General features: G+C 63.9%; 13 protein-coding genes. 11 read left to right on the top strand and 2 right to left on the bottom strand.

Annotated features, from left to right (window positions below):
* Positions 1-3 precede the first annotated feature (3 nt).
* From FOY51_RS15915 to FOY51_RS15905, 3 genes are read left to right on the top strand one after another with little or no spacing between them, the layout of a single operon-like run.
* Positions 4-1,698 (top strand): alpha/beta hydrolase, encoded by a 1,695-nt coding sequence (locus FOY51_RS15915; protein ID WP_149431240.1) that lies wholly within the window; start codon positions 4-6, stop codon positions 1,696-1,698.
* Positions 1,695-2,279 (top strand): CPBP family intramembrane glutamic endopeptidase, encoded by a 585-nt coding sequence (locus tag FOY51_RS15910; protein ID WP_149431239.1) that lies wholly within the window; start codon positions 1,695-1,697, stop codon positions 2,277-2,279. The genes FOY51_RS15915 and FOY51_RS15910 overlap by 4 nt, the downstream gene beginning before the upstream one ends.
* Complete coding sequence (locus FOY51_RS15905) at positions 2,279-2,653, top strand: sterol carrier family protein (protein WP_149431238.1); 375 nt, start codon at positions 2,279-2,281, stop codon at positions 2,651-2,653. The genes FOY51_RS15910 and FOY51_RS15905 overlap by 1 nt, the downstream gene beginning before the upstream one ends.
* Before the next feature lie 10 nt (positions 2,654-2,663).
* Here the strand turns inward: FOY51_RS15905 and FOY51_RS15900 are convergent, their stop codons facing one another.
* Positions 2,664-3,980, bottom strand: coding sequence for a DUF3533 domain-containing protein (locus tag FOY51_RS15900; protein ID WP_149431237.1), 1,317 nt, complete (start codon positions 3,978-3,980; stop codon positions 2,664-2,666).
* A 146-nt stretch (positions 3,981-4,126) separates the two neighbouring features.
* Here FOY51_RS15900 and purF point away from each other — a divergent pair, with 146 nt between their 5' ends.
* The 8 genes from purF to purM all read left to right on the top strand — a co-directional run bounded on the left by purF (position 4,127) and on the right by purM (position 15,221).
* On the top strand, positions 4,127-5,683 hold the full coding sequence (purF, locus tag FOY51_RS15895) for an amidophosphoribosyltransferase (protein WP_149431236.1): 1,557 nt from the start codon (positions 4,127-4,129) through the stop codon (positions 5,681-5,683).
* Between the two features lie 342 nt (positions 5,684-6,025).
* Positions 6,026-7,294: an HNH endonuclease signature motif containing protein gene (locus tag FOY51_RS15890; protein ID WP_149431235.1), complete on the top strand. Its 1,269-nt coding sequence runs from the start codon at positions 6,026-6,028 to the stop codon at positions 7,292-7,294.
* A 221-nt stretch (positions 7,295-7,515) separates the two neighbouring features.
* Complete coding sequence (locus FOY51_RS15885) at positions 7,516-9,132, top strand: ABC transporter substrate-binding protein (RefSeq protein ID WP_149431445.1); 1,617 nt, start codon at positions 7,516-7,518, stop codon at positions 9,130-9,132.
* A gap of 2 nt (positions 9,133-9,134) precedes the next feature.
* Complete coding sequence (locus tag FOY51_RS15880; protein ID WP_149431234.1) at positions 9,135-10,238, top strand: ABC transporter permease; 1,104 nt, start codon at positions 9,135-9,137, stop codon at positions 10,236-10,238.
* A 109-nt stretch (positions 10,239-10,347) separates the two neighbouring features.
* Complete coding sequence (locus FOY51_RS15875; protein ID WP_149431444.1) at positions 10,348-11,259, top strand: ABC transporter permease; 912 nt, start codon at positions 10,348-10,350, stop codon at positions 11,257-11,259.
* On the top strand, positions 11,256-12,932 hold the full coding sequence (locus FOY51_RS15870; protein WP_149431233.1) for an ABC transporter ATP-binding protein: 1,677 nt from the start codon (positions 11,256-11,258) through the stop codon (positions 12,930-12,932). Before FOY51_RS15875 ends, FOY51_RS15870 begins: the two co-directional genes overlap by 4 nt.
* Positions 12,933-12,968: 36 nt before the next feature.
* Positions 12,969-14,030 (top strand): fused (3R)-hydroxyacyl-ACP dehydratase subunits HadA/HadB, encoded by a 1,062-nt coding sequence (locus FOY51_RS15865; protein WP_149431232.1) that lies wholly within the window; start codon positions 12,969-12,971, stop codon positions 14,028-14,030.
* A 105-nt stretch (positions 14,031-14,135) separates the two neighbouring features.
* The gene (gene purM, locus FOY51_RS15860) at positions 14,136-15,221 is read left to right on the top strand and encodes a phosphoribosylformylglycinamidine cyclo-ligase (protein WP_149431231.1); all 1,086 of its coding nucleotides are present in this window, start codon (positions 14,136-14,138) and stop codon (positions 15,219-15,221) included.
* 67 nt (positions 15,222-15,288) lie between these two features.
* Here purM and FOY51_RS15855 read toward each other — a convergent pair whose 3' ends face one another.
* Positions 15,289-15,489 (bottom strand): DUF3073 domain-containing protein, encoded by a 201-nt coding sequence (locus FOY51_RS15855; protein ID WP_149431230.1) that lies wholly within the window; start codon positions 15,487-15,489, stop codon positions 15,289-15,291.
* Between the last annotated feature and the right edge of the window lie 56 nt (positions 15,490-15,545).

Raw genomic sequence — 15,545 nt, 5'->3', positions numbered from 1 at the left:
CCTATGGCTCTCGTACTGCTCCGGCGAGCGTGGCGGGAGGCCGATCTGAATTTCGTCGGGCTGATCGTCGCGGGATTGTTCTTCGCGTGGTCGGTGACGCCGTCGCTGTTGCCGCGTGACTGGCTGTTCCAGGGCTTGATCAGCGGCATCAACGCCGCGCTCGGCTACGGCGTCGGATGTGTCCTGGAATGGTTGTTCCGCAAGCTGATTCGTCCGAGGCTGACAATTCCAGCGCCACCGTCCTGGGTGATCGCCGCGGTGAAGGCGGCTGTACTGGTCAGCGTGGTTGCCGGCGCGGGCATCATGTTGGTGCAGGCGGCGGGCTGGCAGCGCGAACTGTCCGCGCTGATGGGTATGGAAGGCTCCACCACGTCGGGGTACCTGCGAACCGGCGGGCTGAGCTTCCTTGTCGCGGTTGGCGTTGTCGCAGTGTTTCGCACGGTGCGTGCACTGGTACGACTGGTGGCTCGTCCGTTGAACCGGTGGGGGCGGATTCCTCGGTCGCTCGCGCCGACGGTCGGTGCCGTACTCGTGTTCACCGTTGCGGTGACGCTCTACAACGGCGTGCTGTCGAAAGGCCTGTTCGCGGTGGCCAACTCTGCGTTCAGCGTTCGCAACGACCAGACTTCGCCGGCCGCCGTCGTCCCCCAGCGCGCCGAGCGCTCGGGTAGCCCCGATTCGCTGGTTCTATGGAACACGTTGGGGTCGGAAGGGCGTTGGTTCGTTTCGCAGGGCCCCGACGCTGCCCAGATCGGGCTGATCACGGGAGGTGCTGCGCGCGAACCTATTCGGGTGTACACGGGGTTGGAATCAGCGACGGACCCCGAAGCGCAGGCCGAGCTGGCTGTCGCCGAGTTGGAACGAACCGGAGCCTTCGACAGGCAGGTGATGGTGGTCGTGACCACCACCGGTACCGGGTGGGTCAACTCGACAGCTGCGGCCGCCATCGAATTGATGTACGGGGGCAACTCGGCGATCGTCGCGACGCAGTACTCGTATCTGCCCAGCGTGTTGTCGTTTCTCGCCGACCGCAACAAGGCAACCCAGGCGGGTGAGCTGCTGTTCGACAAGGTGCACGAACATTGGGCCGCTCGCCCGGAACCGTTGCGCCCCAAGCTGTTGGTCTACGGCGAAAGCCTGGGCTCCCAGGGGTCGGAAGCGCCGTTCACCGGGCTGAACGAACTGCGCGAACAGGTAGACGGTGCCCTGTGGGTAGGCCCGCCCAACTCCAATCGTTTGTGGGGGCAGATAGTTTCGCGTCGTGACCCCGGTTCGCCGGAGGTGGAGCCGGTGTACGCGGACGGGCTGGTGGTGCGCTTCGGCGGTGACTCGGGCGATCTCGCCCGACCGGACACTCGATGGGTGGAACCTCGCATCGCATATCTGCAGCATCCGTCGGATCCGATCGTCTGGTGGTCACCAGACCTCATCTTCTCGCGGCCGGACTGGTTGCGGGAGCGGCGAGGATCGGACGTGTCGTCGCAGATGACGTGGCGTCCGTTCGTCACGTTCTGGCAGGTGGCAGCCGATCTGACCAATGCGCAGGCAGTCAAGGCCGGGCACGGCCATCGTTACGGGACATTGGTGCTCGACGGTTGGGCGGCGGTTGCGCCGCCGCCGGGTTGGAATGCGCAACTCTCCGAACGGATTCGGTTGGCACTCGACGCCTGGGATGTCCACGAGCAGGCAGTGAAATGAGAGTTGTTGCGGCCGCGGCGCCGGTGGTGTGGAGCAACCTGGTGCTGCCGAATCTGCGGCTGGGCATGCGAGGCAGGACTGCGGCCAACGCGACGTTCGCGACGGCCTATGCGCTGGCGCTGAACCAACCGGTACCGCTACTGACTGCCCGGGGTGTGCGGTGGGGTATCGCTGCTGGGCTGGTCCCGACGGCAGGCTATGCCGTGGCACTCGCTGTTCCGCGGTTTCGCAGGACTATTGCCGACCGGTCCGCCGACTCGGATGTCGCGTTCACCGAGTGGCTCCTAGTGCACATCCCAGTCGGAACCGTGTATTCGGAGGAAGTGGTATTCCGTAAGACGCTGGATCCGATGCTCGGAACACCCGCTGCTGCAGCGGTATTCGGTCTCTGGCACATTCAACCAGCTCGAGCGGCCGGCGACAACGTGATCGGCACCGTCGTCGTGACCGCTGCTGCAGGACTGGTGTTCGGCTGGTTGCGACGCCGGACGAACAGCGTGATCGCGCCCGCGCTGGCGCATCTGGCCATCAACGCCGGTGGTGCCGTGGCAACCCGGGTTGCGGGAAGAGGAGGCTGGTGATGGCGGTGACAGCCGCGCAACTGCGGGAATCGATACTGGCAGTTGCCGATTGGGTGCGGGACGAGGGTGTGCCGAAACCGGCGCGGGCCGAGATCGCTGCGGCGGTGCGGGCATCGGCACGAACGCTGGCGCAGGCAGCGCCCGGCTATTCCGTCGAGGTGCGCGTGCCGCCGTTCGTTGCCGTGCAATGTATTTCGGGTCCGCGTCATACGCGGGGCACCCCGCCCAACGTCGTCGAAACCGATCCGCGCACGTGGCTGCTGTTGGCTACCGGGCTCCTGACCTTCGACGATGCCGTCGCGTCCGGCACACTGACCGCATCGGGAAGTCGGGCGTCAGAGGTGGCGCACTGGTTGCCGATCGTGCCCCTTTAGACCGCGTCTTCTAAACCGCTGCTGGAGTGTTCCCGCGAGTGAAGCCCTTGCGGTCGTAGATTCGCGTGACGACGAAGCCGAGCACCGGTCCGATCCCCAAGCCCAGCAGCGTCATCCAGAACGCCTCGAGCAATCCCGAGTCGAAGTTTCCGTCGAAGTACAGGATCGAGTGCACTCCGACGAACACCTGGCGCATCGGAATGAATCTGGCCAACCACTCGTAGGCGTGCGGCATCGCCTCGATCGGGATCGTCCCACCGGACGACGGTAGGCCGAGCACCACGAACACGATCAGATTGACCAGCAGACCTGCGCTGCCGAACGTTGCGATGATCGACGACGCGGTGACGCCGACAGCGGCGATAGCGAACGCGCCGAATTCCCAGAGCAGCAGTCCGTTGTCGATCGGCATGCCGAGCCACTTCGCGATCCCGATGTACATGGCGGACAGCAGTAGGCCGAGGATCACCATGATCGCCCACTTGACCAGCAGCGTCTGGAATCGGGAGACACCGACGGACTCACGGGTGATGTACCACGGGCCGTACTCGGTGGGTGCGAAGCCGAGCATCGAATCGACCAGATTGCTGACGATCATCGCGCCGGTGAAGCCGGCCAGCAGGAGCAGCAAGGTGTAGTAGAAAGCCGACAGGCCGTTGCCTGTGCCGTCCGGGAGCGGTCGGAACGGCACCGTGTGGATCTCGACCGGTTCGGACAGGGTGAGCGCGCTGGCGCCGGCGATCGGTGTCGGTGGGCCGGCCTTCAGCGCTTCGTCGACCTGAGCTCGCAGCTTCTGGCCGACCGTCGCGTTGACCTTGCTCAGTGCTTGATCGGCGATGGACGTCACGATGCCCGTCGCGAAGGTGCCGACCCGAGGATTGGTGTTCACCGTGATCGCGGGCCTTTCCACCTCTCCGGGCACCACGCTTGCTTGGCCGAGGATCACCAGCCGTTTGGTGAAGTCGCTGGGGATGATGATCGCGCCGTAGATGGAACCCTTGCTGAGCAGGCCTTGCGCTTCGGAAATGCCGATTCGGCGCAGATCGACCTTGTCGGCCGGAATTCCCTCTGCCATGGCGTCGGCGATCTGGTCGCCGAAGTTCTGGCGTTGGTCACCGTTGGGTCCGGGCACGGTCTCGCCTTCGTCCTGGTTGACGAGGGCGATGGGGAAGTCGTGCAGGTTTTTCTCCGGATTGAGAATGCTGCCGAGATAGAGGGTGGCCAACAACGCCATGACGATGCCGACGACCACCATCGGCGCGAGCCAGAATCGTGGGGTACGCAGGACTTTGCCGGTGGCTGCCGAATCGTTGCGTTCGTATCTCATCGAAACGTGACGCTAGCAGCGAGCGGTGTGATTTTCGTGACGTTGGGAATGGATTTGCCTCACACAGGCTGTTGATGTCATGTGGCGCGGCAAAACACCCGTAGACTTGCCCGTGCCCCCCTCACCCAGCCGCAAAGGGAGCACTCGTGACTCGAGCCGATCTGTCGGTCAACAGTCCAAACCTTCTCGAGACTCGTCGACCCGACGAAGACGAGAACGAACCCCGCGAAGAATGCGGAGTCTTCGGTGTTTGGGCGCCCGGTGAGGATGTGGCCAAGCTCACGTACTACGGCCTGTATGCGCTGCAGCATCGCGGACAGGAAGCGGCGGGCATCGCCGTTTCGGACGGTTCGCAGATCCTCGTGTTCAAGGATCTGGGCCTGGTGAGCCAGGTATTCGACGAGCAGACGCTGGCAGCGATGCCGGGGCATGTCGCCGTCGGACATTGCCGCTACTCCACGACGGGCTCGACGACGTGGGAAAACGCGCAGCCGGTGTTCCGGACGACGGCAGTCGGGAGCGGATTGGCACTCGGTCACAACGGCAACCTGGTCAACACCGCCGAATTGGCACAGCGCGCCCGCGTCGCAGGTGTTGCGAACGATCGCCGCGCAGGCGCAGGCACCACCGACTCCGACCTGATGACGGCGCTGCTCGCCGACGCGGCGGCGGACACCACCATCGAGCAGGCCGCGATGAAGTTGCTGCCGACGCTGCGCGGCGCTTTCTGTCTGACCTTCATGGACGAACACACTCTCTATGCCGCACGCGATCCCTATGGCGTGCGGCCTTTGTGTTTGGGTCGCCTCGACCGTGGCTGGGTCGTGGCGAGCGAGACCGCTGCACTCGACATCGTGGGCGCGTCGTTCGTGCGAGACATCGAACCGGGCGAGTTGCTGGCGATCGATGCCAACGGCGTTCGGTCTGCCCATTTCGCGAACCCGGAGCCCAAGGGCTGCGTGTTCGAGTACGTCTACCTCGCTCGCCCGGACAGCGTGATCTCCGGTCGGTCGGTGCATGGCACGCGCGTCGAGATCGGACGACGGCTCGCCAAGGAGCACCCGGCCGACGGCGACCTGGTGATCCCGGTTCCGGAATCCGGAACTCCCGCTGCTGTCGGTTACGCGCAGGGCTCGGGCATTCCGTACGGCCAGGGTCTGATGAAGAACGCCTACGTGGGTCGCACATTCATCCAGCCGTCGCAGACCATTCGCCAGCTGGGTATCCGGCTGAAGCTCAATCCGCTGAAGGATGTCATTCGCGGGAAGCGGCTGATCGTGGTCGACGACTCGATCGTGCGCGGTAACACCCAGCGTGCCCTGATCCGAATGCTCAGGGAGGCAGGCGCATTGGAGATTCACGTGCGCATCGCCTCGCCGCCGGTGAAGTGGCCGTGCTTCTACGGTATCGACTTCGCCTCGCCCGCCGAGCTGATCGCCAACGGTGCCGACACGGTCGACGAGATGCTCGAAGGCGTGCGCCGCTCGATCGGCGCCGACACCCTCGGCTACATCTCCATCGACGGCATGATCGCAGCGACCGAGCAGCCTCGATCTCGTTTGTGCTCAGCATGTTTCGACGGAAAGTACCCGATCGAGCTGCCGACCGAAGCGATCAGCAAGAACATCCTCGAGGGTGTTTCCGGCTCGACCACCGTGCAGACGACCTCCGGCGACAACGTGAGTGCGCTGAGCAGGCCGTAGGTCCTGTTCTCGCGCCGAGTGCGCACAAATCGAGCGCTCTACTCGGGCGGATGCAACCGATGTTTGCGACAGCAAGTGCGCATTTCGGCGGCGCACGATTGCGTCGATAGGTTTTCAATCGGGGATCCGCCCGCACACGAACCTTCGATCGCGACGCGAGCAAGTGTGTTCGTTGAATCCCGCTCTCTGCACTGTCGAATTATTCGACAGTGACAGTCGCAACCTCGACCGATGCGAGCGTGGTTGAGCGGTGCGCTAATCGTCGAAAAATTGGCATCGAAATACGCGGTGAGCTGCAGATTTCCACTTGTTATCGAACGTACATTCGAGTAGAATTGCGATATGGGGTTAGGGGAGATTCTCGAAGAGATCAGGTCGGTGAGCCGCGAGTCGTGGCAGCTGACCGACGACGCGTTGGCGTCGTCTCTCGTCGAGGTGTGCTCAGCGATTCATGGTCTCGAAGCGTTGCGGTATCGGTTGATCAGCGACATGGGCGAGCGCGGTGCGGTGCCGTCCGGGTACACGGGTGTCGCCGCGTGGTTGGCGTGCAGCACCTCGCTGAATACGCGTGAGGCGGTTCGGATCGAACGGCGCGCGGACGCGTTGCGTTCCAGTCCGGAGGTGCGGGCGGCGTTCGAAGGCGGCGATATCTGCGCCGATCATGCGGCGATGGTGATCAATTTCATGGAACGACCCCCGGCGGCGATGCCTGCCGAGGCGGCACCCGCCGCGCTGAAGTTTCTGTTGGATGCTGCGAAGGATCGGGATACTCGGGTGCTGCGCGGTGCGGTCGCGAAGTTGAAGCAGGTCTTCGAAACCGATGATCCGCCACCGGCCGAGGATGTCGATCGCAACGAGTTCTTCGCCTCTCCCACCAGCAACGGGCGGGTTCTGCTCAAGGGTGATGTGGATGCCGAGACCGGGGAGATGCTGCTCTCCGCGTTGTCGCCGTTGTCGAAGCCACGACCCGACTCCGATGCCGAACCCGACCGACGCACCCCAGCCCAACGCCGCGCGGATGCGTTGACCGAGGTGCTGCGCCGCTACCACGATGCCGCGTGCGGGCCCGACGAAGGCAACGAACGCCCGCACCTGCACGTCCACATCAACGCCCAAGATCTCGTCGAAAAGCCGCCAGCGGATCGTGGTGCCTACGACGAGATGTTCGCCGCCACCGATGTCGGGTGGACGCCCTGGATGGGGCCCTTATCGGTGGACACGGTTCGCCGGTTGGCCTGTGACTGCACCCTGTCACCGATCTTGTTGGACGAGAACGGCACCCCGATCGACCTCGGCAGAACCACCAAAGTCATTTCGCGGAAACTGCGGCGGGCGTTGGTGGCTCGGGATCACGGGTGCGCGTTCCCTGGCTGCGGACGCCCCCCGTCGTGGTGCGACGGGCATCATGTCAAGCATTGGGCGGATGGCGGACCGACGGATTTGGATAATTTGGTACTGCTCTGCCGGTTTCATCACCGGATGATTCATCACAGCGGCTGGGACGTGTTCATGGGCGAGGATCGTCACCCGTGGTTCATCCCACCCGTACGACGAGACCGATTCCGAGAACCCATACCCGCCAACAACCGCGGCACACCCGTTCGCGTCTGACAACTACGCACAACGGCTTCGCATCGTCCGAAATATTTCAGGACCGATGCGGGGCTTTTGTGCGTTTGTGTGGGATATCAGGTCAGGCGACCAAAAACAACGAATTTCCTGTGCGAATGCAACGTATCGGAAACGGTTCATCGGTACTGTGCCCACAGTTGAAAATTCACGCGATCGCTCTCGATCGATCGCCACCACTCGAAGATTTGAAAGGCATATCGATGCACGGGTCGGGTAGACGCAATAAGAGGACAGTGACCGCGATCAGCGTGGTCGGGGTTGCCGCGTTGTTGGCAGCAGGTTGTGGATCTGGTCGCACGGACGACGGTGGCGACGCCAGCTCCGGTGACTCGATCGTCGTCGGTACCACCGACAAGATCGTCACGCTCGATCCCGCAGGTGCGTACGACAACGGTTCGTTCACACCGATGAACCAGGTGTATCCGTTCTTGATGAACTTCGCGCCCGGCGATGCGACGCCCAAGCCGGACGCTGCCGAGAAGTGCGAGTTCACGCAGCCCGTCGTTTACACCTGCACACTCAAGGACGGTCTGAAGTTCGCCAACGGCAACCCGCTGACGGCCAACAGCGTCAAGTTCTCCTACGACCGGATTCTGAAGATCAACGATCCCAACGGTCCGGCTTCGCTGCTGACCCAGCTGGCCAAAACCGACGTGGTCGACGACAAGACCGTCGCATTCACGCTCAAGAACGCCAACGACCAGACCTTCCCGCAGGTGCTCGCAACCAACGCGGGGCCGATCGTCGACGAGAAGTCCTTCCCCGCCGACAAGATCATGGACGACAACGACATCGTGAAGGCGAAGCCCTTCGCCGGTCCCTTCACCATCGAGAGCTACGACAAGAACCGGTTGGTCGAATACAAGGCGAACCCTGATTACAAGGGCATCCTCGGCAAGGCGAAGACGCCGCAGGTGTCGGTGAAGTACTACGCCAGCGCAGACAACCTGAAGCTCGATACGCAGAACAACTCGATCGACGTCGGCTTCCGCTCGTACAGCCCCACCGACATCGACTCGCTGCGCAAGGACGACAAGGTAACCGTCCATGAGGGCCCGGGTGGCGAGCTGCGTTACATCGTCTTCAACCTCAACACCATGCCCGGTGGCACGCCGGAGCAGAAGCTGGCAGTCCGCAAGGCGATCGCGTCGTCCGTCGACCGAGATGCGTTGTCGCGGGACGTATACAAGGGCACGTATACGCCGGCGTACTCGTCCATCCCGCAGGGCGTGCCCGGTGCGGTGGAGTCCTACAAGGACATCTACGGCGCAACCCCCAACAAGGAAGCTGCTGCCAAGTTCCTGGCCGACGCAGGCATCCCGACCCCGGTTCCGGTGAGCCTGCAGTACAACCCGGATCACTACGGCGGCAGCAGCTCCGAGGAGTACGCCGCCATCAAGTCGCAGCTCGACGGCACCGGGCTGTTCAACGTCAACCTGCAGTCCACCGAGTGGGTCACGTATCAGAAGGAACGCACCCAGGACGCGTACCCGCTCTACCAGCTCGGCTGGTTCCCGGACTTCCCGGACGCGGACAACTACCTGACGCCGTTCTTCGCGCCGAACAACTTCTTGCAGTCGCACTTCGAGAATCCGGTCATCACCGACCTGCTGGTCAAGGAGACCACCGAACCGGACCGAACCAAGCGCGACGCGATCCTGAAGGAGACCCAGGATCAGTTGGCGCAGAACTTCATTCCGATGCTGCCACTGCTCGCCGGTAAGCAGATCGCAGTGGCGGCCAAGAACGTTCAGGGTGTGGACGACACATTGGATGCGTCGTTCAAGTTCCGCTACACCGTGCTCAGCAAGGGCTGAGTATGACCGCCCTGTCACCGGGCGAGACGGCGCCGGCTGCTGATTCCGATCAGCAGCCGGTTCGCCGGGGGAGCGCACGATCGCGTCGTAGTGCGCTGCTCCGGTATCTCGGAATCCGGTTGTTGCTGATCGTGCCCACCGCCTGGATTCTGGTCACGGTGGTGTTCTTCCTGATGCGGGTGGTCGGCGATCCCATCACCGCCGCCATGGGTGGTCGTCTCACCACCGAACAGATCAACGAGCGCAAAGAAGCTGCTGGGCTCAATCGTCCTATCCTCAGCCAGTATTGGGACTATCTGACCGGCCTGCTCCATGGTGACTTCGGTCGCTCGCAGGACAACCGACAGATCAGCGAGGTCATCGCCACCAACGGTGCGGCAACGCTCGAGCTGGTGGTGTGGGCGCTGATCGTCGCGTTCATCGTCGGTGTGCCGCTGGGGCGCTACGCCGCGACGCATCGGGACAAGGTTGCCGACGTAGGCTTGCGGCTGTTCGCGATCCTCGCGTACGCAGCGCCCGTATTCTTCGTCGGCTTGCTGCTGAAGCTCTTCTTCGCCGTCAAGCTCGGCTGGCTTCCCGTCGCGGGTCGTGCCAGCACCAACGTCGAGCTTGCGCTGCAACATGTTTCGCCGAAAACCAACATCATGATCGTCGACGCGTTTCTCTACGGCGACGTCGGTTACATCGGCGATGTGCTCAAACATGCGGTACTGCCCGCGCTGACGCTGGGCCTGCTCACCGCGGGTGTGTTCCTGCGGCTGGTGCGTATCAACCTGCTGCAGACGTTGCGCAGCGGATATGTCGAAGCCGCTCGCGCTCGTGGACTCACCACCCGGGTCGTCACCGGACGCCACGCCTTCCGCAACGCGCTGATCCCGGTGGTCACGGTGATGGGCATGTACATCGCCATGATGCTCGGCGGTGCGGTGCTGACCGAGACGACGTTCGAGTGGAAGGGGCTCGGCTATCAGCTCGCGCAGTATCTGACGGCCCGCGATTTCGTTGCGGTGCAAGGCATCGTGGCATTCCTCGCGATCGTCGTCGCGCTGATGAGCTTCCTGGTCGACGTCATCGTCTCCCTCATCGATCCTCGGGTGAGGTTCTGATGAACGAGGTACTGGCATGACTGCTCCCCAACTCGCCAACGAACCGTCCGCGGCCACCGCCGCCGACCGCGCCCCCAAACGCGGTCTGCCCGGCCTGCGACTGTTCGCCATGACGTCGGGACTGCAACGTGCGACGCTGATTCTGGGCCTCGTGCTGATCGCCGGCTTCGTCATCTGCGCGCTGTGCGCGCAATGGATTGCGCCGTACGGATTTTCGCAGAGCGCTGCCGACGGAGTCGACTTCGTTCGCCAACAAGCACCGTCCGGCCAGCACTGGTTCGGCACCTCCGTTCGCGGCGAAGACGTGTTCTCGCGCGTGATCTACGGTGCGCGAACGGCGTTGCTCGTCATTGCGATGTCGCTGGTGCTGTCGCTGCTGGTCGGTGTTCCGCTCGGCCTGATCTCGGGGTACCTGGGTCGCTGGGTGGACCGGATTCTGGTGCTGTTCATGGATGCCATGTACGCGTTTCCGTCCTTACTGCTCGCGATCGTCGTGTCGATCGTGGTGGCGGGCGGCAACTCCAGCAGCTTCGGCGGGGTCCTGTCCGCCGCGGTCGCCATCACGGCAATCTTTGTCCCGCAGTACTTTCGGGTGGTTCGCAACGCGACTGTGTCGGTGAAGCAGGAGCCGTACGTCGACGCCGCGCGGGTCACCGGCGCATCGACAGCCCGGATTCTGTTTCGGCACATCCTGGCCAACGTCACCCAGTCGCTGCCGGTGATCATCACGCTCAACGGCGCCGAAGCGATCCTGACGTTGGCGGGCCTCGGGTTCCTCGGCTTCGGTATCGAGCCGACGTCGGCATCGGAGTGGGGCTACGACCTCAACAAGGCACTTGCCGATGTGTCCAACGGAATCTGGTGGACCGGAGTGTTTCCCGGCGTCGCCATCGTCTTGGTGGTGCTCGGCATGACCCTGGTCGGCGAAAGCCTCAACGAGGTGCTCAACCCGCTGCTCCGTACCCGTCGGGTAGCCAAGCAGACGGTATCCAAGGAGACGGCGACAGAGGAGGCGGCATGACCGAGATCGTGACGAAAGAGCCCGCACTGTCGGTCGAATCGTTGTCGGTGACCTTCGCTACCGATGCCGGCCCGGTCAACGCCGTATCGGATGTGTCGTTCGAAGTGTTCCCCGGCGAGGTCCTCGCCGTCGTCGGCGAATCGGGTTCGGGTAAGTCGGTCAGCTCGCGTACAGCGATGGGTCTGCTGCCACCGACCGCACAGGTGCGTGGCCTGGTTCGGTTGGGCACCAACAAGATCACGTCGATGAGCGAACGCGAACTGACGGCGTTGCGCGGCGGCGCGGTATCGATGGTGTTCCAGGAACCGGGCAGCGCACTCGATCCGTTGTTCACCGCGGGCTTTCAGATCGGCGAGGCGCTGCGGGCACACACCTCGATGTCGAAAAAGGATGCGCGAGCGCGAGCGGTCGAACTGTTGCGCATGGTCGGCCTACCCGACCCGGAGCAGCGGGTCGACTTCTATCCGCACGAGCTCTCGGGCGGCCAGAAGCAGCGCGTAGTCATCGCCATCGCGATCGCCTGCGAACCCAAGGTGATCATCGCCGACGAGCCGACCACCGCGCTCGATGTCACCGTGCAGGCCGAGATCCTGGACCTGTTGTGCGACTTACGAGATCGGATCGGCAGTGCCATCGTTTTGATCACCCACAACATGGGGGTGGTGGCCGACATGGCGGACCGCGTCGTGGTGATGAAGGACGGTCGTTGCGTCGAAACCGCGCCCGTCGACGAGCTTTTCGCGCATCCGAAGCAGGCTTACACCAAGGCGTTGCTCGCCGCGGTCCCGCACCTCGGCACCGGAGGAGATCTGCACTCCGGACCCGCCGTCGCCGCGGGGGCGGCAGAGCAAATTCTCGAGGTGTCCGGGCTGACAGTCGAGTTTCCAGGCGCTCTCGGTAGGCCGAACTTCAAGGCCGTCGACAACGTGAGCATCACCATCGCCAGCGGTGAAACGCTGGGATTGGTCGGTGAATCCGGCTCTGGAAAGTCGACCATCGGGCGGTGCGTCGCGGCGCTGCAGAAGCCGACGTCGGGCGTCATTGAAATTCACGGGCAAGATATTTCGGGCCTGCGCGAACGTCAGCTCAAGCCGATCCGCCGACGCTTCGGCTTCGTGTTCCAAGATCCGGCGACGTCGATGAACCCGCGCCTGACGGTCGGCGAATGCATTGCGGAACCGCTGATCGTGCACAAGGTCGTCAAGGGCCAAGCCCTGCGCGATCGCGTCGAGAAGCTGCTCGACGACGTGCAACTGCCCAAGGGGGCCAGAGCTCGCTACCCGCACGAGCTGTCCGGTGGGCAACGTCAACGAGCCAGTCTGGCACGGGCATTGGCCCTCGACCCCGACCTGCTGGTCGCCGACGAACCGACCAGCGCACTCGACGTGTCGGTGCAGGCGAAGGTGTTGGAACTCTTCGAGCAGCTGCAGCAGGAGTGCAAATTCGCGTGCCTGTTCATCAGTCACGACCTCGCCGTCGTCGACCTGCTCGCCGATCGGGTCGCGGTGCTCTGCAACGGTGCGCTGATCGAGGAAGGGACGCGATCGCAGATCCTGCACGCTCCGACGCAGGAGTACACCAAACGCCTCGTCGCGGCGGTTCCGGTGCCGGACCCAGTGGAGCAGCGTCGTCGTCGCGCAGAGGCGCTGGCGGGGAGAGCGGGTGGCGTGTAGCAGCACGTCTGCGCCGTCGAACTATTGTGTCGTTCCATGACTGACACGGCCGTGGACAACGGTGTCACCGCAGACAATGGCGAGCACCTGAAGTCGCGTGAGGGCTACCACTACCGGATAGACGACTACTACGAAGTGGGCCGCGAGAAGATTCGCGAATACGCCCGAGCTGTGCAGGATCGCAATCCTGCGCACTCGAGCGAGCAGGCGGCGGAGGAACTCGGCTTCGACGGCCTGATCGGAACGCTGACGTTCGTGTCGATTCCGGCGTTGATCGCCAACCGGCGCATCTTCGAGAAGGTCATCACCGAGTACGACGTGTTCGTCCAGACCGAGCAGGTGATCGAGGTACACAAACCGGTGGTCGCGGGCGACCGGCTGATCACCGACGTCGAACTGTCCTCGGTCCGACGCATCGCAGGCAAAGACCTGATCACGGTCACCAACACGTTCAGCGACGACACCGGCGAGGTGGCGGTCGTCATGCACACCACCGTCGTCGGTGTGTCGAGCGACGAAGTGGAAGCGGGCATCACCGAAGCGGTCGACGGCGTGTTGATGCAGGCGATGAACGCCGAATCGCGGCGCGAAGCCGCCGCGAGTTACGACGAAGCCGACGTGGGAAAGTTTCCTGTCGCAGCCACGTTGTCGACCGTGAGCGTCGACCGGAAGACCAAGTCGCTTGCGTTCGAAGATGTTTCGGTCGGCGACGAGCTGCCGGCTGTGGTCACGCGGATCACCCGGGGTGACCTGGTGAACTACTCGGGCGTCTCCGGCGACGGTAACCCGATTCACTGGGACGAGAACGTAGCCGGCCTCGCCAAACTGCCCGACGTGATCGCGCACGGCATGCTGACCATCGGCATCGCCGCGGGCTACGTCTCGTCGTGGCTCGGCGATCCTGCCGCGATCACGCGATTCGGCGCGCGGTTGTCCAGCTTCGCCATCGTGGAAGCGGGCAAGGCAGGCGAGGTCGAATACACCGGGCGAGTGAAGTCGCTCGACCCCGAGACACGTACCGCGAAGATCCTGGTGACCGCGAAGTCCGGCGGCAAGAAGATCTTCGGCCTGGCAACCGCCGACGTGCGTCTCAGCTAGCCCGCAGCGTCTCGATGGTCGAGACCGCCCGTGGCCCGCGCGCGCACCACGCTCCGGTACCGTTGGGCGGCATCCTTACGCCAACCGAAGTTGGAGCCGCACCCGATGAAAGACCAGACCAACCACCGCTCAGGTGCTTCCTACGCAGCGGCCGGAGTGGACATCGAGGCGGGGGATCGGGCGGTCGAACTGTTCGCGCCGCTGGCGAAGAAGGCCAGCAGGCCCGAGGTTCAGGGTGGACTCGGCGGGTTCGCCGGCCTCTTCGCGCTCAAGGGCGGCTACCGCGAACCGCTGCTGGCAGCGTCCACCGACGGTGTCGGCACCAAGATCGCAGTCGCCCAGGCGATGGACAAGCACGACACCCTCGGCCTCGATCTGGTCGCCATGGTGGTCGACGACCTGGTGGTCTGCGGTGCCGAACCGCTGTTTCTGCAGGACTACATCGCGGTCGGTCGCGTGGTGCCCGAGCGGGTCGCCGAACTGGTCGGTGGCATCGCCGACGGCTGTGTCCAGGCGGGCTGCGCTCTGCTCGGTGGCGAGACCGCCGAGCACCCCGGATTGATGGCGGACGGCGACTACGACCTGTCGGCCACCGGTATCGGCGTCGTCGAAGCGGATGCCGTGCTCGGACCCGACCGTGTTCGACCGGGCGACGTCGTCATCGCGATGGGATCGTCGGGACTGCATTCCAACGGCTACAGCCTTGCGCGCAAGGTCCTGCTCGAGATCGATCACATGTCGCTGAGCGGGCACGTGGAGGAATTCGGCCGCACCCTCGGCGAGGAAATGCTGGAGCCGACCAAGATCTACGCCAAGGACTGCTTGGCGCTCATCGCCGAGACCGACGTGCGGACGTTCGCCCACGTCACCGGCGGCGGACTCGCCAACAATCTGGCGCGGGTCATGCCGAAGGGTCTGGTCGCCGAACTGGATCGTGGCACCTGGAGCCCCGCTCCGGTGTTCAAGATGATCGCCCAGCGCGGACGCGTCGAGCGCATCGAGATGGAACGCACCTTCAACATGGGCGTCGGCATGGTCGCCGTCGTCGCACCGGAAGACGTGGACCGGGCGCTGGCCGTGCTCACGGCACGCCACATCGACTGCTGGGCCCTCGGCACTGTCAAGAAGGCGAGCGACAAGAACAGCGACCAGGAACGGTCACATCTCGTCGGAGATCACCCGCGCTTCTGAGCAGACAAAAGTGAAACGAGGGGGAAGCCGACGTCGGTCGGCTTCCCCCTCATTCATGTCTTATGCGTCAGCGACGCCACTCTTCGTATTCGTCGTCGTCCCAGCGGGACTTGTCCTGATCGTCGGATCGGACGCTGTTCTGGTGCGCGTTAGGCGAACCTCCACCTGAAAGCTCCCGTTGGAGACTTTGGAGGTCGGTGGATGGCGAGCTGTACTTGAGCTCACGTGCAACCTTGGTCTGCTTTGCCTTAGCCCGGCCGCGGCCCATGGCTAACCCCCTCGCGCTTCGGCGGGGCGGCCTGGGGAATTTGGCGGCCCCGTTCG

It is taken from the genome of Antrihabitans cavernicola, from assembly GCF_008297975.1.
Taxonomy (GTDB): domain Bacteria; phylum Actinomycetota; class Actinomycetes; order Mycobacteriales; family Mycobacteriaceae; genus Antrihabitans; species Antrihabitans cavernicola.
Note: the sequence above shows the minus strand (reverse complement) of the source record. Positions and strands in the feature narration are given on the sequence as shown.

What these genes read in the sequence shown, in the direction of transcription:
- FOY51_RS15915 (WP_149431240.1), top strand. Translation starts at nt 4, where the DNA reads ATGGCTCTCGTACTGCTCCGGCGAGCGTGGCGGGAGGCCGATCTGAAT.
- FOY51_RS15910 (WP_149431239.1), top strand. Translation starts at nt 1,695, where the DNA reads ATGAGAGTTGTTGCGGCCGCGGCGCCGGTGGTGTGGAGCAACCTGGTG.
- FOY51_RS15905 (WP_149431238.1), top strand. Translation starts at nt 2,279, where the DNA reads ATGGCGGTGACAGCCGCGCAACTGCGGGAATCGATACTGGCAGTTGCC.
- FOY51_RS15900 (WP_149431237.1), bottom strand. Translation starts at nt 3,980, where the DNA reads ATGAGATACGAACGCAACGATTCGGCAGCCACCGGCAAAGTCCTGCGT.
- FOY51_RS15890 (WP_149431235.1), top strand. Translation starts at nt 6,026, where the DNA reads ATGGGGTTAGGGGAGATTCTCGAAGAGATCAGGTCGGTGAGCCGCGAG.
- FOY51_RS15885 (WP_149431445.1), top strand. Translation starts at nt 7,516, where the DNA reads ATGCACGGGTCGGGTAGACGCAATAAGAGGACAGTGACCGCGATCAGC.
- FOY51_RS15880 (WP_149431234.1), top strand. Translation starts at nt 9,135, where the DNA reads ATGACCGCCCTGTCACCGGGCGAGACGGCGCCGGCTGCTGATTCCGAT.
- FOY51_RS15875 (WP_149431444.1), top strand. Translation starts at nt 10,348, where the DNA reads ATGACGTCGGGACTGCAACGTGCGACGCTGATTCTGGGCCTCGTGCTG.
- FOY51_RS15870 (WP_149431233.1), top strand. Translation starts at nt 11,256, where the DNA reads ATGACCGAGATCGTGACGAAAGAGCCCGCACTGTCGGTCGAATCGTTG.
- FOY51_RS15865 (WP_149431232.1), top strand. Translation starts at nt 12,969, where the DNA reads ATGACTGACACGGCCGTGGACAACGGTGTCACCGCAGACAATGGCGAG.
- purM (WP_149431231.1), top strand. Translation starts at nt 14,136, where the DNA reads ATGAAAGACCAGACCAACCACCGCTCAGGTGCTTCCTACGCAGCGGCC.
- FOY51_RS15855 (WP_149431230.1), bottom strand. Translation starts at nt 15,489, where the DNA reads ATGGGCCGCGGCCGGGCTAAGGCAAAGCAGACCAAGGTTGCACGTGAG.